At 35.7% G+C, this 24046-nt stretch carries 24 protein-coding genes; 6 read left to right on the forward strand and 18 right to left on the reverse strand.

What is annotated here, in order from left to right; all coding sequences use genetic code 11:
* Positions 1 to 47 precede the first annotated feature (47 nt).
* Entirely contained in the window at positions 48 to 1394 is a 1347-nt protein-coding gene (locus OZP12_RS08170; protein ID WP_281228547.1) for a DEAD/DEAH box helicase, read from the forward strand.
* Between the two features lie 161 nt (positions 1395 to 1555).
* The gene (locus OZP12_RS08175; protein ID WP_281228548.1) at positions 1556 to 2050 is read left to right on the forward strand and encodes a hypothetical protein; all 495 of its coding nucleotides are present in this window, start codon (positions 1556 to 1558) and stop codon (positions 2048 to 2050) included.
* A gap of 94 nt (positions 2051 to 2144) precedes the next feature.
* Here OZP12_RS08175 and OZP12_RS08180 read toward each other — a convergent pair whose 3' ends face one another.
* The 4 genes from OZP12_RS08180 to OZP12_RS08195 all read right to left on the reverse strand — a co-directional run bounded on the left by OZP12_RS08180 (position 2145) and on the right by OZP12_RS08195 (position 4974).
* A complete protein-coding gene (locus tag OZP12_RS08180; protein WP_281228549.1) occupies positions 2145 to 2723 on the reverse strand; it encodes a PhnA domain-containing protein in 579 nt (192 codons plus the stop codon).
* Between the two features lie 140 nt (positions 2724 to 2863).
* The gene (coaD, locus tag OZP12_RS08185; RefSeq protein WP_281228550.1) at positions 2864 to 3328 is read right to left on the reverse strand and encodes a pantetheine-phosphate adenylyltransferase; all 465 of its coding nucleotides are present in this window, start codon (positions 3326 to 3328) and stop codon (positions 2864 to 2866) included.
* Positions 3328 to 3906, reverse strand: coding sequence for a TMEM175 family protein (locus OZP12_RS08190; protein ID WP_281228551.1), 579 nt, complete (start codon positions 3904 to 3906; stop codon positions 3328 to 3330). Before OZP12_RS08190 ends, coaD begins: the two co-directional genes overlap by 1 nt.
* Before the next feature lie 96 nt (positions 3907 to 4002).
* The gene (locus OZP12_RS08195; RefSeq protein WP_281228552.1) at positions 4003 to 4974 is read right to left on the reverse strand and encodes a D-alanine--D-alanine ligase; all 972 of its coding nucleotides are present in this window, start codon (positions 4972 to 4974) and stop codon (positions 4003 to 4005) included.
* A 368-nt stretch (positions 4975 to 5342) separates the two neighbouring features.
* On the opposite strand from OZP12_RS08195, the gene OZP12_RS08200 reads away from it, so the two are divergent.
* Together OZP12_RS08200 and OZP12_RS08205 are read left to right on the forward strand one after the other, a co-directional pair.
* On the forward strand, positions 5343 to 5972 hold the full coding sequence (locus tag OZP12_RS08200) for a PASTA domain-containing protein (RefSeq protein WP_281228553.1): 630 nt from the start codon (positions 5343 to 5345) through the stop codon (positions 5970 to 5972).
* Complete coding sequence (locus tag OZP12_RS08205) at positions 5959 to 6999, forward strand: RluA family pseudouridine synthase (protein WP_281228554.1); 1041 nt, start codon at positions 5959 to 5961, stop codon at positions 6997 to 6999. The genes OZP12_RS08200 and OZP12_RS08205 overlap by 14 nt, the downstream gene beginning before the upstream one ends.
* Before the next feature lie 106 nt (positions 7000 to 7105).
* Here the strand turns inward: OZP12_RS08205 and OZP12_RS08210 are convergent, their stop codons facing one another.
* The 3 genes from OZP12_RS08210 to OZP12_RS08220 form a co-directional block, all read right to left on the reverse strand.
* Positions 7106 to 8347, reverse strand: a complete 1242-nt coding sequence (locus tag OZP12_RS08210; protein WP_281228555.1) for an ATP-binding cassette domain-containing protein — start codon at positions 8345 to 8347, stop codon at positions 7106 to 7108.
* A 327-nt stretch (positions 8348 to 8674) separates the two neighbouring features.
* Positions 8675 to 10090 (reverse strand): amidohydrolase family protein, encoded by a 1416-nt coding sequence (locus OZP12_RS08215; protein WP_281228556.1) that lies wholly within the window; start codon positions 10088 to 10090, stop codon positions 8675 to 8677.
* Positions 10091 to 10401: 311 nt separating this feature from the next.
* A complete protein-coding gene (locus OZP12_RS08220) occupies positions 10402 to 10914 on the reverse strand; it encodes a GNAT family N-acetyltransferase (protein ID WP_349293569.1) in 513 nt (170 codons plus the stop codon).
* A 345-nt stretch (positions 10915 to 11259) separates the two neighbouring features.
* Here OZP12_RS08220 and yaaA point away from each other — a divergent pair, with 345 nt between their 5' ends.
* Positions 11260 to 12018, forward strand: a complete 759-nt coding sequence (yaaA, locus tag OZP12_RS08225; RefSeq protein WP_281228557.1) for a peroxide stress protein YaaA — start codon at positions 11260 to 11262, stop codon at positions 12016 to 12018.
* A gap of 138 nt (positions 12019 to 12156) precedes the next feature.
* Here the strand turns inward: yaaA and OZP12_RS08230 are convergent, their stop codons facing one another.
* From OZP12_RS08230 to OZP12_RS08260, 7 genes are all read right to left on the reverse strand, one after another.
* Positions 12157 to 12612 carry a hypothetical protein gene (locus tag OZP12_RS08230; protein ID WP_281228558.1) on the reverse strand — a complete coding sequence of 152 codons (456 nt, stop codon included), beginning with the start codon at positions 12610 to 12612 and terminating at the stop codon, positions 12157 to 12159.
* On the reverse strand, positions 12605 to 12880 hold the full coding sequence (locus OZP12_RS08235; RefSeq protein ID WP_281228559.1) for a hypothetical protein: 276 nt from the start codon (positions 12878 to 12880) through the stop codon (positions 12605 to 12607). Before OZP12_RS08235 ends, OZP12_RS08230 begins: the two co-directional genes overlap by 8 nt.
* A gap of 311 nt (positions 12881 to 13191) precedes the next feature.
* A complete protein-coding gene (locus OZP12_RS08240) occupies positions 13192 to 14337 on the reverse strand; it encodes a DUF6438 domain-containing protein (protein WP_281228560.1) in 1146 nt (381 codons plus the stop codon).
* Positions 14338 to 14712: 375 nt separating this feature from the next.
* Positions 14713 to 16296 (reverse strand): MDR family MFS transporter, encoded by a 1584-nt coding sequence (locus OZP12_RS08245; protein ID WP_281228561.1) that lies wholly within the window; start codon positions 16294 to 16296, stop codon positions 14713 to 14715.
* Positions 16297 to 16498: 202 nt separating this feature from the next.
* The gene (locus tag OZP12_RS08250; protein ID WP_281228562.1) at positions 16499 to 17578 is read right to left on the reverse strand and encodes an HlyD family secretion protein; all 1080 of its coding nucleotides are present in this window, start codon (positions 17576 to 17578) and stop codon (positions 16499 to 16501) included.
* Between the two features lie 14 nt (positions 17579 to 17592).
* Positions 17593 to 18912, reverse strand: a complete 1320-nt coding sequence (locus OZP12_RS08255) for a TolC family protein (protein ID WP_281228563.1) — start codon at positions 18910 to 18912, stop codon at positions 17593 to 17595.
* The gene (locus tag OZP12_RS08260) at positions 18902 to 19528 is read right to left on the reverse strand and encodes a TetR/AcrR family transcriptional regulator (protein ID WP_349293570.1); all 627 of its coding nucleotides are present in this window, start codon (positions 19526 to 19528) and stop codon (positions 18902 to 18904) included. Before OZP12_RS08260 ends, OZP12_RS08255 begins: the two co-directional genes overlap by 11 nt.
* 267 nt (positions 19529 to 19795) lie before the next feature.
* Here OZP12_RS08260 and OZP12_RS08265 point away from each other — a divergent pair, with 267 nt between their 5' ends.
* Positions 19796 to 20380: a CDP-alcohol phosphatidyltransferase family protein gene (locus OZP12_RS08265; protein ID WP_281228564.1), complete on the forward strand. Its 585-nt coding sequence runs from the start codon at positions 19796 to 19798 to the stop codon at positions 20378 to 20380.
* Positions 20381 to 20432: 52 nt separating this feature from the next.
* Here the strand turns inward: OZP12_RS08265 and OZP12_RS08270 are convergent, their stop codons facing one another.
* The 4 genes from OZP12_RS08270 to OZP12_RS08285 form a co-directional block, all read right to left on the reverse strand.
* Positions 20433 to 20927, reverse strand: a complete 495-nt coding sequence (locus tag OZP12_RS08270) for a GyrI-like domain-containing protein (protein WP_281228565.1) — start codon at positions 20925 to 20927, stop codon at positions 20433 to 20435.
* Position 20928: 1 nt separating this feature from the next.
* Entirely contained in the window at positions 20929 to 21375 is a 447-nt protein-coding gene (locus OZP12_RS08275; RefSeq protein ID WP_349293571.1) for a GNAT family N-acetyltransferase, read from the reverse strand.
* Positions 21376 to 21460: 85 nt separating this feature from the next.
* On the reverse strand, positions 21461 to 22471 hold the full coding sequence (locus tag OZP12_RS08280; RefSeq protein ID WP_281228566.1) for an XdhC family protein: 1011 nt from the start codon (positions 22469 to 22471) through the stop codon (positions 21461 to 21463).
* 31 nt (positions 22472 to 22502) lie between these two features.
* Positions 22503 to 24029 carry an alkaline phosphatase family protein gene (locus tag OZP12_RS08285; RefSeq protein WP_281228567.1) on the reverse strand — a complete coding sequence of 509 codons (1527 nt, stop codon included), beginning with the start codon at positions 24027 to 24029 and terminating at the stop codon, positions 22503 to 22505.
* Between the last annotated feature and the right edge of the window lie 17 nt (positions 24030 to 24046).

Here is a 24046-nt window from a genome sequence, read left to right on the forward strand (position 1 = left end):
CTATTTACTCTCAAAAGCAAAGTGTTATTTTTGATTACCTTTGCAAAATGAATAAGAAACACCACTCAAACAATATATTATTGAATTTAGGTATCGAAAGCCTAAACGAAATGCAAGAAGTTGCACAAGATGTCATCCTAAATGACAATAATGTTTTACTGCTTTCTCCAACTGGTTCGGGAAAAACATTGGCATTCTTGTTACCAATTTTTGAAATGCTACAGCCTGAAATTTTGTCGGTTCAATGTCTGATTTTGGTTCCGTCAAGAGAGCTTGGTTTACAAATTGAGCAGGTTTGGAAAAAAATGGGAACTGATTACAAAGTGAATGTTTGCTATGGAGGACATTCAATTGATACTGAAATCAAAAATCTGAGCAACCCGCCTGCAATTTTGATAGGAACTCCCGGTCGTGTTGCAGACCATATCGATAGAGGAACTTTTAGATTAGACAAAATCCAAACTTTGATTTTGGACGAGTTTGATAAATCTCTTCAATTAGGTTTTCATGAACAAATGTCTTTCATTATTGGAAAATTGTCCAAGCTTAATAAACGAGTTTTAGTTTCTGCAACATCAGATATTGAAATTCCAAAATATACCCGAGTTGTAAATCCAACGATTTTGGATTTTATTCCAACCGAGGAAAAAGAGGAAAGTAATTTGGTTACCAAAATGGTGGTTTCAAAAGAAAAAGACAAACTTGGAAGTTTGTTTAATTTGATCTGTTCGTTAAAATCCCAATCGGCGATCGTTTTTTGCAATCATCGTGACGCTGCCGAAAGGATTAGCGATACTTTGAATGAAAAGGGAATTTATTCTGTTTATTATCACGGCGGGATGGATCAGGAAGAACGAGAAAGAGCCTTAATTCAATTCCGAAATGGAAGTATGAGTTATTTAATTACTACCGATTTGGCAGCTCGTGGTTTGGATATCCCCGAAATGAAACACGTAATTCATTATCATCTGCCTTTGAAAGAGGATGAGTTTACCCATAGAAATGGTCGCACCGCACGTATGCAGGCTACCGGAACCGCCTATGTGATTGCCCACGAGAGCGAGAAAAAAATGGATTACTTGGATTATGGTATGGAGGTGCTTGATGTGGAAACTGCAGCCACACTGCCAAAACCTCCCGAGTTTCAAACTATTTACATCAGTGGTGGAAAGAAAAACAAGCTGAATAAAATAGATATCGTCGGCTTTTTTTCTCAAAAAGGGAAACTGGAAAAAGGAGATTTGGGACTGATTGAAGTGAAAGATTTTATTTCTTTTGCTGCTGTAAAATACAATAAAGTCAAGGATTTACTTCATCATGTGAAAGATGAAAAAATGAAAGGCAAGAAATTTAAGATTGAAGTGGCAAGAAAAGTTATCAAAAAAGAAGAGTAGTTAGCTGTTTTTTAAATTACAGTATGTTTTTTTTTTAAACTACGGTCAAAAAAATAGAATTTAAAAATTCAGGCACTTGTAGGTTTAATTTACAAACAAAAAACAAAAAATCCTGTTGATAAAATTATAGGGCTGTAAAAAACTTGTCTTTTTTTATTATTATGTTTGCTGGTAAATGCTTACCTACTAAGTGTATTATTAACCCCAAATATATTATGAGAAAAATTATTGCGATTGTTGCTTTATTTATTAGTTCTATTGGTTTTAGCCAAATTAAAGTTCTTGAAACTGTACAAGTTGAAAAACTAGGTAGAGTAAATAACAGTTTTTATGTTCAAAAAATAGGTGATGAGTTTACCTTTTTTTACACAACAGCTCAAAGTGAAGATGAAGAACCTGCTTTGAAAGCTTTTACTTTTAAAAATGTTGACAATGCTTATCAAAGTTTTTACAAAATTATTTCAGGTGGATTTAGCGCAAGCCCTTTGAATGATGTGAAATTGGAATTACCTAATAATTTTGTTTGGTTGCACTATATTGCAAGTTCTGACAAAACAATGGTGCAGTTTATGGTTTCAAGCAAAGATGCTGGTTTAACCCATATTTCAGAGCCTTTATCAAGAGAGCAGATTGAAAAATTATTTCAAAAAAGTTAGTCAGTATTAAGATTTTAGAATTAAGACTAAAGATTATACCGATAATAAAAAAGTCCTCGATTTTCGAGGACTTTTTTTATGTAAACTTGAAATATTAGATTTTCTTAACGTATTGCGTAATAATTACAATTTGTTGTCCATCCACTTTTCCTTCAATATATTCAGCATTTTCGTGATCTAAACGAATGTTACGCACAGCAGTTCCTTGTTTGGCAACCATGCTTGATCCTTTTACTTTTAAATCTTTAATTAGGACTACTGAATCACCTTGCGATAAAACTACCCCGTTTACATCTCGGTGAACGATTTTGTTTTCGTCGTCTTCTCCTTCGCCGGTGGCTTGTGCCCATTCTAAAGTTTCTTCGTCCAAGTACATTTGTTCCAAAAGTTCTTGCGGCCAACCATTTTTGCGCAAACGGCTCAACATTCTCCAAGCGGCAACCTGCACAGGAATGTGTTCGCTCCACATGCTGTCGTTTAGGCATCTCCAGTGGTTTAGGTCTTCATGACCTGGATTTTCGATTTGGTCGATACAAGTTGGACAAGCAAAAATACTTTCGTCCAATCCGCCTTTTCTAGTAGGTAATAATTGTAATTCTTTCAGGTTTTCGGTAGCAGCGCATAATTCACATTGGGAACCGCTGCGTTTATTTAATTCTCTTTCGAAGCTCATTATAAGTGATTTTTTTTTTGGTGGCAAAAGTACGCTAAATTGGTAGTTTTTGCAAGTTTATGATTTTTATGCTATCAATTTAAATTCAGCTCCGACAGGTTTCAAAAAACTGTCGGGGCTGACTTTTTTTTGATTTTTTATTACTTATGTAATTTAACTCTAACTGCGTCCGGAACAAGCATTTCATATTCTCCGTGATTACGGATAACGTCTCTTACGATGCTGGAACTAATATAAGATGTTCTCGCTGCAGTCAATAAAAAGACTGTTTCTATTTTGGACAATCGTCTGTTGGTATGGGCAATGGCTTTTTCAAACTCAAAGTCGGCGGGGTTGCGGAGTCCTCTCAGGATAAAATTGGCATTGATTTTTTTACATAAATCAATAGTAAGTCCTTCATAAGTGATTACAGTAACCTTTGGTTCATTCTTAAAAGTCTCTTCAATGAAACGTTTTCTTTCGTCCAATGAGAACATGTATTTTTTATCGGCATTGACACCAATGGCAATTACAATTTCGTCAAACAAAGGAATTCCTCTTTGTATAATATCTTCATGACCTAATGTGATAGGATCGAATGATCCAGGAAAAATGGCTTTGTTCATTATAATTTATTTAATTGTTTTTCAATTCTCGAATCAGGAATAATCCAAAGTAATGCTACCGCAATATAGAGTAAACCCGAAATCCAAGGGGAGACAAAAGCAAGTGGAATGGCTAAAATATAACATACTACAGATATTTTACCCTTAAGATCCTTTTCTACTGCCCGGTGCAAAATAGAATCTTTTCCTTCTAGGCATATAATTCTGTTTTGAAGAATATTATAAGCAATAGCACACATTAACAGTACAAAACCATAAATGCTCATAGGAACTGCTGAAAAATGATGTTCCCCAATCCAACTGGTAGCAAATGGAATCAAAGACAGCCAAAAAAGTAAAAAGAGATTGCCCCATAAAACAGAACCATTTACTCTTTTTACCACTTGAAGCATGTGGTGGTGATTGTTCCAATAAATGCCAACATAGATAAAACTTAAAACATAACTCAGGAAAATCGGAATTAAATGTTGCAAAGATTCGAAACTATCTTTTTCAGGAGCTTTTATTTCCAGAACCATGATTGTAATGATTATGGCTAGTACACCATCACTAAAGGCTTCGAGTCTGCTTTTGTTCATTTTTCTTTTGAGTTTCTATGTTTTTAATATGCTAATATGGTAAGATCCTGAGTTAATAAAATCCTTAGAAACTCAGAATCGTAGTAGTTCAGGAACTTAATTCAGTACCAATTCGATGGCATTTGTGAATAAATCTTCCAATGAAATTCCTGCTGCTCTAGCTTGTTGCGGAATTAAACTTTCGGTGGTTAGGCCGGGAATGGTGTTCATTTCGAGCATATGTGGTTCACCATCCACAATGATGAATTCGCTACGGGAGAATCCTTTCATTTTTAGCACTTCGTAGGCGCGTTTTGCAATTTCTCCCACTTTTTGCGTCATCTCGTCCGAAAGGCGAGCAGGGGTGATTTCTTGTGATTTTCCTTGGTATTTTGCTTCATAATCGAAGAAATCATTTTCGGAAATGATTTCGGTTATTGGTAAAACCGTGATCTTTCCTTTGTAATTGATTACCCCAACAGAAACTTCGGTACCGTCAAGGAAACTTTCTATGATAATTTCATTGTCTTCTTTGTACGCTACTTCAATAGCGATAGGCAATTCAGCGGCGGTTTTTACTTTTGAAATCCCAAAACTGGAACCGGCTTTGTTTGGTTTTACAAAACAAGGCAAACCTAATTTGTTTACAATTTCTTCGGTGTTGATAGCGTCGCCTTTGTTTAGGTAATAGGAATTGGCAGTTTTGATTCCGTATGGTTTTAAAACCGACAATAAATCGCGTTTGTTAAAGGTTAATGCAGCCTGATAATAATCGCAGGCAGTTTGCGGTATGTTCAACAATTCAAAATAAGCCTGCATCAATCCGTCTTCGCCAGGAGTTCCGTGAATGGCATTGAAAACGCAGTCGAAAGTTTGCTTGGTTCCGTTTATGTTTACCGAAAAGTCATTTCTGTCAATTGGGAATTCGGTATCATTGTCATCAACATAAACCCATTTTTCCTTAAAAATATGAATACGGAAAGCGTTGAATTTGGTTTTATCCAAGAAGTTGTAAACTACGTTTCCGCTGATGAGAGAGATCTTGTATTCGCTTGAATAGCCGCCCATGATGATGGCAATGTTTTTCATGTTTTTTTGTTTGATTATTGTGATATTATAAATCTTGAAAATTTTCCACCCCGCCTTGCAGGCACCCCTCCAAAGGAGGGGAAGTCGAACGTATTCCCCTCCTTTGGAGGGGTGCCTGCAAGGCGGGGTGGTTTTTGTTGTCGTAATTGCAAAAGCTTCTTTTGGAAACTGATGCCCTAGCCCCGATAGAAGTGGAAATCCTTTATATTTTTTCTTTAAAAATAAAAAGATTGCAACGAATAGCGGGAAATAGCTCCTCCCTTCGACTTGGCTTAGGGAAACGAGATTAATCTCATTTTTTGGCTTAAACAAAATTATCATTTTTTTTGGAATGAAATATTTTATCTTTGCCGGAAACAAAAATATTTATGAGCTTAAAAAAGTATCTTACTAGTCGCGTATTTTTTGGACAAGTGTTGGCCGCACTTGCGATTATTGCAGTTTTGGGTTATTTGTTTATGCACTGGTTGACATTCACGACCGACCACGGGCATGAAATCGCTGTTCCCGATTTGAGAAAATTGACAGAGGAACAAGTAGAAGATAAGCTAGATCAATTGGATTTGGATTATGAGTTGTTGGACAGTGTTGATTTTAGGGGAGATTACCCAAAATACAGCGTTGTGGAGCAAGATCCAATGCCGGGAACTATGGTGAAAGTAGGTAGAAAAGTATATATTAAAATAAATTCTTCTGGGTTTTCGTCTGTTCGAATCCCTGATTTAATTGATAAAACCTACCGTGAGGCGGTACCAACGCTTAAAGCTTTGGGGCTTGAAGCAGGGACTGTTACTTATGTACCGAATTTAGGAAAAGACATGGTCTTGGAAATGCGTTATAAAGGGCGAAACCTGAAAGTAGGGGACAGAGTTTTGAAAGCTTCAAAAATTGATTTGGTTTTAGGAGACGGGAAAGAGAGTTATCAAGAGGAAACACCGGTAGATTCTACCGCTGCTCCAAAAGAAGAAGAAACTACTACAACAAATGAACAAAAATAATGAACCAATAGAGGAACTGGACGACGAGTTGTTTGAGCATTACAGGTTTGAGGTTCCGAAAGGACAGGCCATTTTGCGAATTGACAAATACTTGATGAGTCTGATTCCAAATGCTACGAGAAATAAGATTCAGAACGCAGCCACCGACGGGAATATTTACGTGAATGATGCGACTGTAAAGTCGAATTATAAGGTGAAACCCTTTGATGTGGTGCAGATTATGTTGTCGCATCCGCCATTTGAAAACAGGGTAGATCCGGAGGATATTCCGCTGGACATTGTTTATGAGGATGACGCTCTTTTGCTAATAAACAAGCCGCCGGGCTTGGTCGTGCATCCCGGTCATGGGAATTATACGGGGACTTTGGTGAATGCATTGGCTTTTCATTTTGAGAATCTGCCAATGAACAGCAGCGAACGTCCCGGACTGGTTCACCGAATAGACAAGGATACTTCGGGCTTATTAGTGATTGCCAAAACCGAAGCGGCGATGACGCATTTGGCCAAACAATTTGAAGCCAAGACATCTGAAAGGGAGTACATTGCTATGGTTTGGGGAAATGTTGCTCAAGACGAAGGAACTATTGAAGGAAACTTGGCGCGTCACCTGAAAGACCGTATGCAGATGGCTGTTTTTGCCGATCCTGAGATAGGAAAACCTGCTATTACACATTATAAAGTTTTGGAGCGTTTTGGGTACGTGACTTTGGTTTCCTGTAAATTGGAGACAGGAAGAACACACCAAATTCGTGCTCATATGAAACACATTGGACATCCGCTTTTTAATGATGAGCGTTACGGTGGACACTTGATTTTGAAAGGGACGACATTTACTAAATACAAACAGTTTGTCGAAAACTGTTTCAAAGCTTTGCCGCGTCAGGCTTTGCATGCCAAAACACTTGGTTTTGTGCATCCAACTACGGGAGAAATGATGCGTTTTGATACCGAATTGCCTCAGGATTTTAAAGATTGTATCGAGAAATGGAGAGGGTATTCGAAATCACATCATGCTGAGGAGGAGTAAAGGTTTAAAGTTTTAAAGTTTAAATTGTTTAAGATCGCTTTTTGATATTGAACAAACAAGAAATAAAAAATGAAAGTCCCGATTTTTCGGGACTTTTTTATGGAAATTACTTTGATTGTATTTCGAATAGATGATTAATAACGCCTTTTGACCCTGTCGGGCTTGGTTTTAATTCCAAAATAGAATCAGGGAAAAGATTGGGTTCCATTCGGTGGGAAACGAATAAGATAGAAATGTTGGTTTCTTTTTTTATTGTGTTTATAAGTTGGATTACTAAGGATACATTATGATCGTCCAAACCTTCAAGCGGTTCGTCCAAAATCAATAGGGGAGGATGCTTTATGACGGCTCTGGCTATAAGAGCAATTCTTTGCTGACCAATGGAAAGGCGATTGAAAATTTTCTTTTTTAGATGCGTCATTTCGATGGTTTCCAACCAATCGGCGGCTATTTTTTTCTGTAAAGTTGTGGGTTGACGATATAATCCGATCGAATCAAAGAAACCGGAAAGAATCATTTCTTCCAAAGTGGAATTCCTGCTAAATAGATCGGTCATGGCAGTGTTGAAAAAACCAATTCGCTTTTTGATTTCCCATACACTTTCGCCACTTCCTTTTTTTCTGCCGAAAATTTCTAAATCCTGTCCGTAACCTTTTGGGTTTTCCCCTGAAATCAAGGATAACAAAGTGCTTTTTCCGGAACCATTTGGACCAATTAGATGCCAAAATTCACCTTGTTTTATTGTCCAAGAAAGCGAATCGATTATTGGTCTTTCATCATAGGAAACGGATAGATCGTTCATCTTGATAAGAACACTGTCATCAAAAACTTCTCTATGTATTGGTATTTTGTAACTGTTGTTTTCCAATGAATTCTTTTCGGAACCGTTTATTGGTTTTAGTTCAAATGAATTGTCGGAAATGTGGGCTTTATTGGTAATAAAAGGAAGTAAATCAATGTTTCGGTTAACCAATTGAATGATGCGCACCGAATTTGAAATAACTTCAATCTCCTTTGCTAATTGAATTCGTGAAGCCTGATCCAAATGGTCCAAAGGATTGTCAAGAATGATATAATCAGGATTTTTTTTAAGGCAATATTTTAAAAACTCCTTTTTTCGCTCACCGGACGAAAAAGTTCTTAGGTTTCGGTGGAATTCAGCCGTTGCTTCCATCGATTCGTGAATGAATTCTTCTTCGATTAATTTTTGGATCGAAATATCGGAATACAAAATTCCTTTCAAAGGATTAAAAACAGCCAAATCTCCCTGAATGTTTCCTGATAGTATAGTGTTTATAAAGGATTTTTTGTCAACTTGATTGGATAAAAGGATGTCCCAATGTTTCATTTTGGATTTGTATTTTTTGCCTGTTTATGCTCAAAATAGGCACACAGATAACGCGGATTAAACGGATTTTTTGCGGATACAAATATAATTCGATTCGTTAATAAAATCTCTATGCATAATAGAAGAATTTATATTACCGCAAATTCGCAAATTGTTTTTTTGTATTTTTAAAAAGTGTCACAAATCAGTTTTATTGTCAAGTTAAATTTGACTTACTTTAGTTAAGAACATTTGAGGCTTTAATAAAAAATGAAAATTTGCGAATTTGCGGTTAAAGTATTAGTGTTGTTTAAATTCTTTAATATTAACGACTTATAATCTATTAAACTAATTTTTAAAATTAGCTTCAAAAGCCTTGAATCTATTATCCAAATCCTGAACTAGTTGTTTTTTTACTCTTGCATCCTGAATAAAACTGTAATTGATGCTGTTGTAAACAAATTGTTTGATGTCGATATAGGAAATGGTCGGATATCTTTTGGCCAGTAAAACATATTGCTCGGTCATATTGGTTCGTAATATTCCCGCATCGTCAGTGCTGATTACAATTGGCACACCAAATTCTTTGTATAGCAGAATAGGATGGCGATTTTCCTTTACTTTCAAAATGAATTCGTTGCTCGCAAGATTGATTTCGACCGGAATGTTGTTTTTGGCCATATAGCGCATCAAATCATAACTTTTATCTTCATAAGCCATATCAACTCCATGCCCGATTCTATTGGCACCGGCAATATAAACTGCAGCATTGATATGCCAGCTTAATTCTTCAGGGAGAACTAGTCCCAGTGTGAGTTCACCGGCATGCATCGCGTATTTCACTTTTGGAAAACGGCTGTGACAATATTTAAACATAACCATGTGCAGCCAATAATCTTTCATGGAGGTTTCGCCATCTTCGGGAGAAACGATATTGACTCCAGTCATCAACGGACTGCTGTCTGCCGAGATAAAAGCAACTACTAGATTTTTGAATAAATCCACAGGTTCCATAAAACGCAAGACAAAATTTTGATAGCGCATTGTGAATTGGCTGTCATCTATTTTGAGTGCTGCGTGCATTTTGGTAACAAAGTTGGTGTTAAAATCGGCAGCATATTTTTTGGCGTCTTTTTGAATGAAAATAGCGTACAGGGAGTCCAAAGATTTCATTACAGCTTTTTCGTTTTTGGTTGCTGCCAATTTTCTCAAATAGGCATTGTATGTGGCTAAATCATCCGTTTTTATATCACATGGAATAGTTGACAATTGGGTTTCGATGTAGCTTACATTTTCTTTGATAGCTCTGTTTTTGATTTCCAGTAGACCGGCTTCAAAATTGCCTTGCGTGGCGGGCTCAAACTTCATGAAAGATTCGAAAAACAATTTATCCGAAGGATAATCAACATTGTTGTAGTCTTTGGCAGACCATTTTTGTATTATTTTTTGTTTGTAAGCGTCCAATTCTCCATTCTTTTGAAGCGTAGAGAATAATACCCAGTCAGATCCCAACTGTTTTTCCTGACTCACTGCCATGGTTTGTGTGTTGAGATAGAAATCTTTGGCAATGGCGTGAGCCAATAATGGTTCAGTATAAATCGAACCGGAATAATGGTGGTGCAAATCGCCTCCTTTGGGCATTTGTGCAAAAAAAGCCGTAAGGTCGGCTTCGTTGTTTCTGATTTTTTCTAAATAATTTTCGGCTGATTGAGCAAAAGCCGTTTGAAGTAGAATTGAAAAGAAGAAGGTATAAATTATTTTCATTTTCTAAATTTCATTCAAAAATAATCAAATTAGATGAATTTATGTTATCTCTAAGTGAAATTGACTTAAATAAAATAATATGACTGTCCGCTTAGCGGACCAAAATTACCATTAAGATATTAAGAAAATTAAGTTTTTAGGCTTAATGAACCTTAATTTCTTAATGGTTTTAAGAGAAAAAACCTTTTGTTTTTTAATAAACCGACAAAATTTTGGGTTGGTATTATTAACGGATAGTCATATAAAATAGTGTCATTGTTATCCAAGCGATCCAAAAATCAGCGGAGAAACGCCATTTATCAAGAGTTGGTCTATATTTTTAGTTTCATTAATAAATCGGTTTGCTGTTCATCGCCCAAAGTAAAAACGTGCTTGTCGAAAGTGACAAAACCATTTTTTGCATAAAACTGTATCGCTCTGTGGTTTTCTTCCCAAACGCCCAGCCACGCATAATCCACCTGATATTCCTGTGCCGTTTTTATGGCTTGGTCAAGCAGCAGTTGCCCTAATTTTTTTCCGTGAAAATCTTTCAAAACATAAATACGCTGAATTTCGATTGTCTCGTCCTCAACCGTTTCGGTTTGTGCATTTCCCAGATTTAATTTGAGATAACCCACCGGTTCATTGTCCCAATAGGCAATGTAAAATGGCGAATCCGGATTGTTTATTTCCAAAGTCAATTGAGCCGTGTTGAAACTTTCCTGCAGGTATTTTTCCATATTTTCGGGAGTGTTTATTTCCGAAAAAGTTTCGGTAAATGACCTAATGCTTATGTCCTGTATCGTGCTGAGGTCTTTTATATTGGCTTTTTTAATTTCAATCATTTCAATCGGTTTTATTATAATTTTTTGAAGCAGAAACATAGGGCATTTTCAGGAAATATCGTCCCGCTTTACACTGCAATCTCTTGTACTGAACCCCAGTACAAGAGGATTTTCGTTTCAATCGGGGCTAAAAGCCGGCATTTTGCTTTTTTGTTTTAAGCTAAAAATCTGCTACAAATTACATGAATTTTTACTAATTAATTTGTGCTAATTCTTGAAATTCGTGTTTATTTTTTTCTATTTCATTTTAAAAATCTATGACAACATTAAACAATTCAATTCATAGTTTCCGAAATCTAAATTTCAATTTGTATTTTTGAAATCGTTTTAAAAGAACACATAAAAATGAAAATCGTACTCTCTCCGGCCAAATCGCTAAATTTCGAACAGGAATTACCAATAACCCAACATACATCATCTTCTTTTCTGAAAGAATCCAGACAAGTCCATAAAGTTTTGAAGCAACAATCACCGAAAAATTTATCGGAATTGATGTCGATTTCGGACAAGCTAGCTGATTTGAATTGGAAGCGTAACCAAGATTGGAAAACACCTTTCACTCCCGAGAACGCCCGTCCCGCTATTTATGCCTTTGATGGTGATGTCTATACCGGACTCGACGCTTACTCAATTCCTGTGGATAAAATGGAACAGCTTCAAGGCAGTCTTAGGATTTTGTCAGGTTTGTACGGATATTTGAAACCGTTGGATTTGATTCAGCCCTACCGATTGGAGATGGGAACGAAATTACCCATTGGCGAAAGCAAAAATTTATACGAGTTTTGGAAAAAGACCATCACCGATTCCCTGAACAAAGAACTTAAAAAAGGGGAGTTGTTCATCAATTTGGCGAGTAATGAATATTTTTCGGCTGTGGATGCCAAAGCCCTGAAAGTTCCTGTCATCACTCCCGAATTTAAGGATTACAAAGACGGTAAACTGAAAATGATCAGTTTTTTTGCCAAAAAGGCGAGAGGATTGATGGTGCGTTATATTTTGGACACCAATGCCCAAACCATTGATGATTTAAAAGGATTCAATTACGAAGGCTATCAGTTTGACACTAATTTATCCAAAGGAAATAATTTGGTTTTTACGAGGTAGGCTTTAATTGGCCACGGATTAGACGGATAAAACTGATTGCCACGGATTTTAATTCAAACGTTTAACTGACTAAATAATAAAATTTGCTGTGCAAAGTCTCCCGACTTCGCAAGAGTAATAATAGTTTATTGCTTGTCGCTAGTTGCTATTTTTAAATGTATCTTTTAGTGAGTTAATTTGTTCAAATGTCATATCAGTAAGTTTTGTGGAAAAATTGTCTGTCCAATTACTTGTTTCTGTTGTGCTCTGAAATATTAGTTGTAAATCTCTTCCGTCTAAAATAATTCTCTTTTTGTTTTTTTCAATTGTCCACGAACCAAAATCTTTGTCTGAATAGTTGTCTACCAATAACTTTTCATCTTCAAAAAAATATTTGAATAAATCATACGTAAATTTATTGAGAGAATTGCCAAGTTGTTTTTCTATGTCAAACGCATATGATATGCAAGTTTCAATAGCCCTATCTAAATTGTGGTCAGTTGTTTCTGTTTGTCGTCCAAATTTGTCTATAAGTTCAACTTTATAAACATTATTTGTGACCTCGTCAAAACGCAAAGTCCATTTGTCTACTAATTCTACATTATTTCTAATCATTTTTAGTAAATTTTCGTTCTCCTGTGATATCGTAAGTTTTTAAATGTTCGCCGTTATGATTATAGATAGAACATTCAAATTCAGGTTTACTTTTTATTAAGTTAAGGACAAAACTTTCTGCATCATAAAAATTGTCAAATAGTTGATAAACTTCTCCTTCGTTGTTACCTTTTGAGAATATTGTTAAGTCTTTTTTAAAAACGTGACCTGTCGTATATTCAGCGATAAGAATCGAACATTTATTTTCTTCTAAGATTGGTGCTTTCATTCGTTTTTTGTTTGTCGCTTGTAGTATTGCAGCTAACTTCTTGCTTTATGAAAGTCTCCCGACTTCGTACAGCCTTATCAGTTTTAAGAACGATTGTTTTTAAGAAACTCTTCTGAGAGTTGGTAACTAAAAATACGAAAAAATTACCTTTGAATTTCTTTAAAAAAAGAGGACATTAAATCCTCTTGAAATATTACATTTTTTTTTTACGACAAGTCCATAGTTGAGGAATCACACGGTTCAGTTCAACACGAGTTTCATTGTTCGTACTGCGCACGCAACTAAACCTTATCAGTTGGCAGTAGTTCTTTTTAATCGTATTCTGTTTTGTTTCTTACTCTTTTTAATAAATTATTTTTCTCTAAAAAATTGTAGCCAAGATTTAGTGTGGTAAATTCACCTTTTTTAGTTTCAAATTTAAAATACTGGCCATCACTTTCTACTTTTTTTTCAGTATCATCTGTCCAATAATTAATTGTATATTTTACTTTAAAGTCTTTTTTGCTTTCTTCACAATTTTGCAAAATACTTTTTAAATAGAAGCATTCGGATTTAGTTAATTCGCAGACTTTCTTACCGCTTATAAATCGTGCATATTCAAAATCGACAAATTTCCTGGGCTCATCCTTTCTTTCAAGTTTAATATTTTGATTAAGAAAAACTATTGGTAAAGTTGCCCATTTCATTTCCGTTGGTGATTCGTCTCCGTAATCTGTTATAGTTTTTAATATTTTGCCATCCTTAATAAATGTAGTCGTAATAGTCATCGCATCCGAGCGACTTGCTATGTAATCATCTTTTAAGTTTATAAAGTTTGCTTTTTTATAATTGTTTTCAATTTTAATGAAACTTTTTCGGCTAATTTTAGATTTACAGTATCCTTTTTGATCCACATACATCTTTCCATAGTATTCAATTTCTCCACTTTTGGAAATCATTATGTCATCAATAGGACAAGTCCCATAACATCCCGAAGTTGACACAATAACTTTGTCAAAGGAATTTAGTGGGTCAATTTTATAGTGTTGCTTTAAAAATTTTTCTTTTGATTTGTCATTGTATTCTAAAATTAAAGAATCTTTAGTAAGTTTAAATATTTTAATATTTACCCACTTTTTATCTTTTAAATCAAACATTTCTAGTCTGTCATTTTTAATTCTATATTTTGTATAGCTCCCGAGAAACTTTCTCTTATTTCTCCCATCATTATCTTTTTCAGTAAAATCAAAATATCCGGTTTTATTCTCGACTTCTCCATTTTTGTAAAATGAATAACCGGATTCCCCAAATGGACTAAATCTCCTTGGAAGTATAATTATATCTTCATTTGTTGTTTCTTTTGGGATCTCGTAAAAACTTTTCCAATCGCCTATAATTAATCTCCCATAATTATTAGATTTCTGTTTACAAGAAATTAAAGTTAAAATTAATGCTAATATTATCGTTGTTTTTCTCATTTTTTAGAATTACTGCCAACTAGTATATAGGTGCAACAAACCTTCTTATATATACTCAAAATCAGGTAGATTGGCTCAGGTTTTGTGGGTTTTATGATGTTTCAAATATAGAAAATAATAATTATAAACTTACAAAGTAAGAATGTTGTTTTTAGGAATAATTGTAAAAAGGTAAAAATGTTCCTCTCTAGCCCCGATTGAAATGAAAATCCTCTTGTGTTGGGGTTCAACACAAGAGATTGTAGTGTAAAGCGGGAACAATGTTGTAAAAAACACCAACTGTTCTTGCTCCTAAAAATGATAAAAAAATAAAACTCCGGATTTCACTAATCAATCAGTGAACTCCGGAGTTTTATAAAATTAAATTCTAAAATATTAATGCATCGCTTCGGATGGATCTATTTTGTTTTTTCCTTTTTTGATCGTAAGGATGAAAGGAATGCAGAACAGGAACAGGATTCCGAGGTACAGAAAGATATCCATATAGGACAATACGGTGCTTTGGAGCATTACTTTCATTTCGAGTACTTTATAGGCTTTGGACAAGGCTTCGTTGGCGGCATATCCTTTTGACATGAAGCCCATCTGTAACTGATGTACCATTTGTTGTACTTTGAGCGAACTTTGGTCAAGGTACTGAATCAAATTCACTCTATGTTCCTGATTAAGCCTAGAGATGTATGTCGTGATGATGGCAATACCAAATGAACCTCCCAACTGTCTCATCATTCCGGTAAAAGCGGCTCCTTCACCAATATGTTTTCCTTTTAAAGTGGATAGTGACAAAGTGGTAATTGGCACGAATAAAAATCCTAAACCAACTCCTCTAAGGATTAACGGCCAAAACATGTGTTCTACTCCCGTATCCGGTGTCATTAGCCCGTGCATTAGGAAAGTAAAGATGAAAAACACTAGGAATCCTCCCGCTGCCATATAGGTTTGGGGAACTCCACGCTGAATCATTTTCCCAATAAAAGGCATCATAATTCCGGTTGTTATCGAACTCGGAAGCAGTAACAACCCTGCATCGGTAGCTGTCCATCCCAATACTGACTGTGTGTAAATCGGAATAATAAAGGTGGAACCAAAGAGCCCGAATCCCATAATGAACGACATAATGGTTCCTACTCTAAGATTGTTGTCTTTCAATACTTTTAGGTTTACAATAGGGTGTTTATAAACGAGTTCTCTCCATATAAACAGCACCAGGCCAAAGACCGAAACTACGCTCAATGCCACTATCATACCGTCATTGAACCAATCGTCTTGTTGTCCGTGTTCCAAAATAAATTGGAGTGAACCGATGAAAGTTGCCAAGAGGGCAATTCCCCACCAATCGACTTGGTTTGCTTTTAGTTTGTCTCCGTATTTTGGGCTTTTTACATAACCAATAGTCAGCAAGGCGGCAATAATACCAATTGGAATGTTGATGTAAAAAATGAAAGGCCATGAGAAATTGTCAACGATATAACCTCCCAACGGCGGCCCCAATGTAGGCCCCACAATTACTCCCATTCCGTAAATGGCCTGTGCCATTCCTCTTTTGGCAACCGGATAACTTTCGGTGATGATGGTTTGGGCGGTTACCAGTAAGGCTCCTCCTCCCAGACCCTGTATGAATCGGAATGCGACAAGTTCCCAAATATTGGTGGCATTACCACACAAAAAGGAAGATACCGTAAAAACAACAATCGAAGTTGCAAAGTAATTACGACGTCCAAATTGTTGCGACAACCAGCTTGTCATTGGGATTACGATTACGTTTGCAATAGCATACGCGGTGATTACCCAAGCGACATCGGTTAGGGTAGCACCAAGACTACCTCTCATATTATTTAGGGCTACGTTGACAATTGTGGTGTCCACAATTTCCAGTAAAGCACACATTATACAGGTTATCGTGATAATAACCCTGTTAATGCCGTATTCTACTAAATCGTCTTCTTGGTTTTGTACCATTTTTTTCTGATTTATTCGCTGTATTCTTTTAACATATAAGTCATATAAGTTTTTAAAATTTTGTTCATCAGTGTTTAAAAGAGAGTATAAGTTGAAAACTTACTTTACTTAGATGAACTTTTAATTTTGCTTGATAACGTTTTAAATAAAAAGCTTATATGACTTATATGTTTAAAATAATCTATTTGATAAAGCGGTTTTATTACTTCAAATGAACATCCACGTCAGCGTTCATACCCGGACGAAGCAATTTTATTTTTTGAGGATCGTTTGAAGCGTTAAGGCTTATTTTTACCGGTAATCTTTGGATGGTTTTTACAAAGTTTCCAGTTGCGTTATCCGGAGGAAGTAATGAAAAACGGGATCCTGTAGCCGGTGAAAAAGAAGTAAGCGTTCCTTCAAAATCATAGTCAGGATATGCATCTACTCTTACCGTTACTTTTTGGCCAATAACCATTTTGTTCAATTGTGTTTCTTTAAAATTAGCCACAACCCAAGCTTCATTGTTATTGATGATGAAAAATAAAGATTGTCCTTGTTGTACCAGTTGTCCCGGTTGAATGTCAATTTTTGAAACTTGTCCGTCAATAGCAGCGGTTACCACAGTGTAAGTCAGGTTTAATTGAGCCACTTCAAGCAATGCTTTTGCTTTTTTGATATTGGCAGCCGCAACTTCCGTTTGTTTATTGGTAACTCTTGATTTTGCTTCGATTACCGATTTTTGGTAAGCACTCGCTTTTTGTTGTTGTTGCAAAATACGTACTTGGCTTTCAGCTTCTTGTTTGGCGGCCAATGCTTGTTCGTATTGTTGTTTTGTGATCGAGTGATTTTTGTATAGGTTTTCGTAACGAACATAATCACTAGTTGCTCTGCCCAATCTGATTTTGGCAGTTTCAATATTTCCTCCAGCCGATTGAACGTTAGCATCCGAAACGGCAATGCTAGCCAATGCACTTCCAATATCTTCTTTGGCTACTTCATAACCACCTTCAGCACCGATTAAAGCTGCGTTTGCTTCTTCAATTTTTAATTGATAATCTCTTTTGTCAATGGTAAATAAAGTATCTCCCTTTTTTACATAATCATTATCCTTAACATATACTTTGCTGATATATCCCGAAACTCTTGGGATAATAGGATTCATGTTTTTCTCAATTTGGGCATCGTCTGTTTCTTCGTGTCCTTGAGAATGGATGTATTTTACGATTCCGTAAGTTCCTCCTGTTAGGATCAAAACCAATAGGATTATGATGAATTTTGTGTTTGTTTTTTTCTTTTCCATGATATTGGCGGTAGTTATATTTTTGAAAGGTTGAAGGTTTGTGATAATTGTCCTGTAGCCGAAAGTAATTCGTAATATCTTTGAATCACGTCAACTTTGGCAATGGTTTCGCTTATTTTTGATTTCAGTTGTTCTACATCGGCTTCAAGTAAATCATTGGTGTCCGAAAGACCGTTTTCGTATTTATCTTTTACGATTCGGTAATTTTCAGTTGCCTGATCAACAGCTTCTTTGTAAACAATGTTTTGTTTTATTGCCAAATCATAATTGGTAATTGACTGCTGTACTTGAACTCTAATGTTGTCTTTTAAAAGTTCCTCAGTGTTTTTTACTTCAAGAGCTTTACTTTCTGCAATTTTTACTTGTGTACCATTTTTAAGGATTCCGCTGATGTCGTAAGATACGCCTACACCAAAGAACATCGCATTTTCCAAAGTTACGATATTGTTCATGTTCAAAGCAGCATATCCACCCACCAAAGCTACGCTAGGGTAGTAGGCTCCTTTGGCAATTTTGACATTGTTTTGAGTTGCTTTTTCCTGAAATTGCAATGCCTCCAAATCTTTTCTGTTTTCAAAAGCGGGTTTCTCGTCTGATGGGACTTCATCTTTGTGAAGATTAATCAAATCACTTTCATTAACAACCAATTTAGTCTCTGTTGGTAATTTTAACAAAGTTACGAGATAGTAATTGATTACTTTTTCATTGTTTAACGCTTCGTCAAGTGACAACTGAATTTTTGAAGCCTGAAGTTGCGCTTTCAATAAATCATTTCGAGGAATGATTCCGTTTTTTTCCAAAGCAATAAAATCCGTAACACGTTGATTGGCGCTTTTTTGGTTTTCCTTCAATAATTCGATGGTTCTTTGTACTTTATAAAGATTGGCATAGTAGTTTATCACTCTCATGGCCACATCTTCTTTAGTCTTGGATGCCATCGCATTTTCAGCCTGAAATAAATTATCCTGAAGTTTTATACCGTTTTGAATTTTCATTCCGGCAAATACAGGGATATTTAAACTGGCTTGGCCTATCATTATTCTATCCGGTACAGGAAAAGCTCCAGATCCAGCATTGATGTCTAATTTTACTGTTGGTTCGGTTAATTGAAGCAATTGCCCGTTGATTTTCAGGTCCGGGTATTGCGTGTTCTTGGCCGATTGTAATTCCTGTTTCTTGGTTTCTACTTTGGTGTTGGCCAATGAGATTTCATTACTTTTTGTCCAAGCCAATTGTATCGCCTCTTCCAGCTTAATATTGGTCTTGTCTTGGGCATTGATTGATGAAACTCCAATGAAGAAACTTCCAAAGAGCATTAAATTTCTAACTTTCATATGTCAAGAGGGCTTTAATGGTTTGTTGAATGTGCATTGTCAGTGTTGTTTTTATATAAGTATTGAATTCTTCGTCTGTTTTCAAGTTCAGTATTTCCTCGAAATAAGGTTTGTTCATCTGGAAGTGAAAATAAGTGCCCAACATCGTTGGCATTATCAACGGAATAATCACGTCTTTCCTGAAAATGCCCTTGATTTGACCTTCGTGGACAATGATTTCCAATGATTGTAAGTTGGCTTTCTTGATGTCGGAAAGTGACTGGATTTTCAAAGCCCTTTTCATGGAAGCCAATTCAAAATGGAGCACTCGGTAAATTCCCCTGTTGCAATTGAGTCGGTTTACATATAGCTCAATGAGCTTGTTTATTTTTTCTACAGGTTCTAGTTTTTCTTCAATCAAGTTAACCAGTTGTTCCTTGAGACCCGAAGTTTTGTACAAAATCAACGCCTCCAATAATTTTTCCTTGCTTCCAAAATAATAAGAAACCATAGCGACGTTAATGTTTGCTTCCTTCGAAATATCCCGGATGGACGTACCCTCAAATCCTTTCTCGGCAAATAGCGTTTCGGCTACTTTTAGGATCTCAATTTGTTTGTCGTTTAAATCGGTTTTCACAATTTCTAATATTTTAACGGCACAAAATTAAACAACTGTTTAAATTAAACGGTTGTTTAATTTTTCTTTAACTTTTCTTTAACAGTTAACGATGTAGTTAAATTGTAGTATTGGTAGGGGTTAAGGCTTTGTTTGAAGAGAAAAAAGGATAGGGTGAAATACCAAATTGAAATAAGCAGAAAAGGCGTTCTGTCAGAAAAATGACGAAAAAGGTCATCTATCTTTTGTTATATTTGATAGTTAATTGGTTTGTAATAAAATAAATAAATGAGAAATCGAAATTATTATATTGTTAACGCAATCACATTGTATCGTATTTTGGCAGCTCCTTTGTTGCTTATTTTTATTTATACGAAGCAATTCGATCTTTTCAGGTGGTTTCTCTGTTTTAGCTTTTTTACTGATTTGGTAGATGGTTATCTTGCCCGAAAATTTAAAGTTGTCAGTATCTTGGGCTCAAGATTTGATTCTATTGGTGATGATTTAACGGTTTTTGTCGCACTGGTTGGTCTGTTTGTATTTAACCCTGAATTTATTCACAAGGAAACTGTTGTATTAGCTATACTTTTTTCATTTTATATTATCCAAACCACTTTTTCTTTGGTTCGCTATAAGAAAATTTCAAGTTTTCACACATATCTTGCTAAATTGGCAGCTTTATTACAAGGTGTTTTTTTGACATCGAGTTTTATTTTGCCAGAACCTTTACTTTTTTTATTTTACTTGGCTGTTTTTGTAACCGTTATTCAGCTTATTGAAGAAATTGCATTGGTAGTATTACTCCCAAAGTGGGAAGCAAATGTGAAAGGACTTTTTTGGGTTTTAAAAAGGAAGAAACAGAATTTTTTATAAATTAATTTTGGTATAAATTATCATTTCAATAAGCTTTGAAATTAACTGCTATTTATGCCGGAATATTTTTTTCTTTAATCGGAATCCAGATTTCTTCTTCGGAGTTGGGATCGTCTTTTTTATATTTTTCTCCCAATATTTCAAAATGCGGCCTGTTGTCCAAATCGTAATCTGAATTAGGAATCCAGGTTCTGAAGATGTAGTCAAAAATGGCGATGTCGTGTCCCTTAAGTTCGAAAACAGCGTAAAGTCCGCCTGATAAAGTAAAAGGCTCCATTTCGGAAGGAATATTAATGAAGTCTGAAACCTCAAGTGTTGCCCATTTCACGAAAATGGCTTTAGGATCGAAAGCTTTGAAATAGTTTGGTTCATATACCTGAACAGCAAATAAATTTGAGCTTAACGGATTTTGAATTTCGGCACGTTTTGGCATAAAACTTTGCCATAACTGATGCGTTTTATTATCAGCAAGCGACATTTGAAGTTGCTTACCAATTAATTTTTTTTCATGTAAAATTTCAATTCTGGGTTCCGTTTGAAAGTTCATGTTATAGTGATTTTTTTAGGCAGACACTGGTTTCAACATTTTCATACGGTTCATAATTTGGGATTATCTGGTAACCTGATTTGTGGTACAAAGCAACGGCCTGGGGATTGTTTGTACCTGTTTCCAGAATGCAGTTGGTATAATTGTTTTCGGTAGCCCAAATTTCCAATTCTTTCAAAACCCGACTTGCAATTCCTTTTCCCCGAAAATCTGGGTGAACAAACATTCTTTTTATTTCGACAGTGTCAGCATCAAATTCTTTGAAAGCCCCGCAGCCAATTGCAATAGTTTCCTCATAGCAAACCACAACATGATTTATTTTGGCCAATGTGTTGTGTTGGGCGTAAAAATCATGATCCTCTCCATCTTTAATTTTCAAATCTTGATCAAGCAAAACGACCAGTTTTTGGAAATCGATATTTTCAGAGGTTGTTCTTATGATGGTCATGATTTGTTGTTTTACTTGAGCAAATTTATGTGATTGTCTGTAGTGGTTTAGTTTTATTGATTACAAATTTACAAATTGCGCTATATTATTTAACAGTGCATTTGAACTCTTTATTTGCAATGTTAATTTTCGTATCAGACTTAAAAACACTAATAATTTCTGCCATGATGGATAAAGCTATTTCTTCCGGTGTCTGGCTTCCGATAGGTAATCCAACAGGTCCATGAATTTTATCAAAAATAACATCATCAATAAATAAATCAGTATCAAGAATAGCATTTAGTAGTTTTTCTCTGCGATGAATTGGCCCAAGAAGACCAATATAGCGAACTTTTGAAGTAATCATTGTCAGTAAAAAACGCAGATCTTTTGAGAAATTATGGCTCATAACCACAACCGCAGTGTTTTTACAAAAGAGATTTTGATCGAGATCTTCCGGTTTCATCGTTAAAACCGATTTTGCAAATGGAAAATCACTGTCATTTACCGAACTGTATTCGGAACCAATAATGACAACTTCCCACCCTAAGAATGACGCCATTTGACTTAATTTTTCTGCATCATGTTCTATTCCAAAAATACATAATCTGTTTAAAGGCTGTATTTCCTGCTTGAAAACCATATTGTCTGATTCTTTCTGATAATTGGAATGATAGATAGTGATGTCTTTGAATTCAAAAGAAGTTCCAAAATTGAGTTTGCTAATTTCGTCCGTTAAGAATGAGCAAGACAATGAAAAAGGCTGCCTTTTTTTAATAGCCTGCTCAATTAGTTGAATGAGTTCATTGTCAGGATGGAACATTTCTATTAAAATATAAATGCTTCCTTCACAGCCCAATCGAAAACGGCCGTCGTATTTAAAAACTTTCGGGCAATTTGAAGAGAACACACTGATGGATTGCCTTATAACTTCCTGTTCTACGCAGCCACCGCTTAATGCTCCGGTTATATTTTCATATTCATCAATCAGCATTTGTGTGCCTTCCTTTCGATAAGAAGAACCTTCTGTATGGACAATTGTTGCAAGAACTGTCCGGACATCCTTTTTACTTGCCTTTTTGTATGACTCTATTATTTTTAAAAACTCGTGGGTCATTTATTCTACGGTTTAAACTTTTCGGGAATGATTAATTATTCCCGAAAAGATTTTTATAGTTTAATTGAATATATTCCAAAATTTCACTCGATGAAGGTTTTGGATTACCGGTCATATCTTCCAGAATATCTGCTATCAGGTTGTGCAGGTCGTTTACATGTAATTCACCTGCTTTCAAATTCCATTCTAATGGTTTTACTGTCGGAATATCATCTTTACGGGCATTTTCTAATTGTAATAAACACGAAAAATCAGGGGCTGATTTGTCCCTTTCCGTAAGTGAGCCTTCAAGGTTAAAACAATTTTGAACGGTTTTGATAATAGAGGAATGGTCAAATGGCGTATATCCATCAGGCCTTGCAATCAGTCCTTTTTTAATGAAAGGATTAATGACCACACAGGGCACACGCACACCAAAGCGGTTGAAAAGAAATCCATCCTGACCAGCTCGTCCGTCTTCATAAGGATTTTTGGCTCCGGTTGGAGGAGGGACGTGATCATAAGTACCGCCATGTTCATCATAAGTAATAATAAATAGTGTACTGTCAAAAAAAGGTGACGATTTTATCATATTGTAGATGTCGGCAATCAGTTTTTCACCAGCCCGAATGTCAGTTGGCGGATGTTGGTCATTTTGCCCTTCTCCGCCATAGTTAGGCTCTAAGAAAGAGTAACTCGGCAGGTTCCCCTCTTTACATTTTGCTTCAAAATCTGATAATGTTCCAAAATTATTATTGTATTTAGAATCATGTAATTGCGTCATGATAAGCCGGGTGAGCGAAAAATGATTGTTTCCAAACTTGCCGTCTTCATCTTTAGCACTAGCAAAATCATTGTTGCCAAAAATTCCCCAACTAAGGTCTTTTCTTCCTCCATCGATAGCATCCTGCATTTGGTTAAAGATAGTTTTTGCATCGCATTGAGCAACCGGATTATTATTGACATGCCCAGTTGAAGTGGCTGCGTGTACAAAATCGCGATTAGGAATCGTCTGGCTGGGAACAGAACAATGATAATGATCACAGACAGCAAAACTTTTTGCGAGCTCGCTTAATACGGGAGTTTGTTCTGGAGTATAGCATTTCATAATGCTGCGAGGGTTTGTTGGATCATCCCCAAAGCTGAACGCCCCGTAAAGCATGGCATTTTGATAATTCTGAACAAATCCCATATTAATAGCAGGAGGTGCATATTGCTGAGCTACATTATATTTTAAATACAATTGATGATTGGTGTCTTTAAAACCTTCTCCCGGATCAGGGTTTGGAAGAGTAAAATCTACAGGATTTGGAACAAGTTCTCCTCTGCGTTTTTTGGGTTGACCGTTTTTCTCAACCATTACTTTTTCAATGAAAGGAATACCATCTGAATCTATATTATTAAGCGGATTCCATAAATCTTTGGTTAATCCTTCATATTGCTGGTTGTGTGGCGGTTTTTCACCGTCATATAACCAACCCAAAAGATTGTCAAAAGACCGATTTTCCATCATCAAGACTACAATATGCTTGATGGTATCTTGTAATTTTCCCGTATTGGGTTTTAGATATTGGTTCATCTTGGTTAAGTTTTTTG

Origin of the sequence: Flavobacterium aquiphilum (assembly GCF_027111335.1) — a bacterium.
Classification (GTDB): domain Bacteria; phylum Bacteroidota; class Bacteroidia; order Flavobacteriales; family Flavobacteriaceae; genus Flavobacterium; species Flavobacterium aquiphilum.

Excerpts from the sequence above, each read along its gene's own strand:
- OZP12_RS08285 (WP_281228567.1), bottom strand. The coding sequence starts at position 24,029 with ATGAACCAATATCTAAAACCCAATACGGGAAAATTACAAGATACCATC.
- OZP12_RS08210 (WP_281228555.1), bottom strand. The coding sequence starts at position 8,347 with ATGAAACATTGGGACATCCTTTTATCCAATCAAGTTGACAAAAAATCC.
- OZP12_RS08250 (WP_281228562.1), bottom strand. The coding sequence starts at position 17,578 with ATGGAAAAGAAAAAAACAAACACAAAATTCATCATAATCCTATTGGTT.
- OZP12_RS08190 (WP_281228551.1), bottom strand. The coding sequence starts at position 3,906 with ATGAACAAAAGCAGACTCGAAGCCTTTAGTGATGGTGTACTAGCCATA.
- OZP12_RS08200 (WP_281228553.1), top strand. The coding sequence starts at position 5,343 with ATGAGCTTAAAAAAGTATCTTACTAGTCGCGTATTTTTTGGACAAGTG.
- OZP12_RS08170 (WP_281228547.1), top strand. The coding sequence starts at position 48 with ATGAATAAGAAACACCACTCAAACAATATATTATTGAATTTAGGTATC.
- OZP12_RS08205 (WP_281228554.1), top strand. The coding sequence starts at position 5,959 with ATGAACAAAAATAATGAACCAATAGAGGAACTGGACGACGAGTTGTTT.
- coaD (WP_281228550.1), bottom strand. The coding sequence starts at position 3,328 with ATGAACAAAGCCATTTTTCCTGGATCATTCGATCCTATCACATTAGGT.
- OZP12_RS08275 (WP_349293571.1), bottom strand. The coding sequence starts at position 21,375 with ATGACCATCATAAGAACAACCTCTGAAAATATCGATTTCCAAAAACTG.
- OZP12_RS08230 (WP_281228558.1), bottom strand. The coding sequence starts at position 12,612 with ATGATTAGAAATAATGTAGAATTAGTAGACAAATGGACTTTGCGTTTT.
- OZP12_RS08245 (WP_281228561.1), bottom strand. The coding sequence starts at position 16,296 with ATGGTACAAAACCAAGAAGACGATTTAGTAGAATACGGCATTAACAGG.
- OZP12_RS08265 (WP_281228564.1), top strand. The coding sequence starts at position 19,796 with ATGAGAAATCGAAATTATTATATTGTTAACGCAATCACATTGTATCGT.
- OZP12_RS08280 (WP_281228566.1), bottom strand. The coding sequence starts at position 22,471 with ATGACCCACGAGTTTTTAAAAATAATAGAGTCATACAAAAAGGCAAGT.
- OZP12_RS08180 (WP_281228549.1), bottom strand. The coding sequence starts at position 2,723 with ATGAGCTTCGAAAGAGAATTAAATAAACGCAGCGGTTCCCAATGTGAA.
- OZP12_RS08240 (WP_281228560.1), bottom strand. The coding sequence starts at position 14,337 with ATGAGAAAAACAACGATAATATTAGCATTAATTTTAACTTTAATTTCT.
- OZP12_RS08175 (WP_281228548.1), top strand. The coding sequence starts at position 1,556 with ATGTTTGCTGGTAAATGCTTACCTACTAAGTGTATTATTAACCCCAAA.
- OZP12_RS08195 (WP_281228552.1), bottom strand. The coding sequence starts at position 4,974 with ATGAAAAACATTGCCATCATCATGGGCGGCTATTCAAGCGAATACAAG.
- OZP12_RS08220 (WP_349293569.1), bottom strand. The coding sequence starts at position 10,914 with ATGATTGAAATTAAAAAAGCCAATATAAAAGACCTCAGCACGATACAG.
- OZP12_RS08255 (WP_281228563.1), bottom strand. The coding sequence starts at position 18,912 with ATGAAAGTTAGAAATTTAATGCTCTTTGGAAGTTTCTTCATTGGAGTT.
- OZP12_RS08215 (WP_281228556.1), bottom strand. The coding sequence starts at position 10,090 with ATGAAAATAATTTATACCTTCTTCTTTTCAATTCTACTTCAAACGGCT.
- OZP12_RS08235 (WP_281228559.1), bottom strand. The coding sequence starts at position 12,880 with ATGAAAGCACCAATCTTAGAAGAAAATAAATGTTCGATTCTTATCGCT.
- yaaA (WP_281228557.1), top strand. The coding sequence starts at position 11,260 with ATGAAAATCGTACTCTCTCCGGCCAAATCGCTAAATTTCGAACAGGAA.
- OZP12_RS08270 (WP_281228565.1), bottom strand. The coding sequence starts at position 20,927 with ATGAACTTTCAAACGGAACCCAGAATTGAAATTTTACATGAAAAAAAA.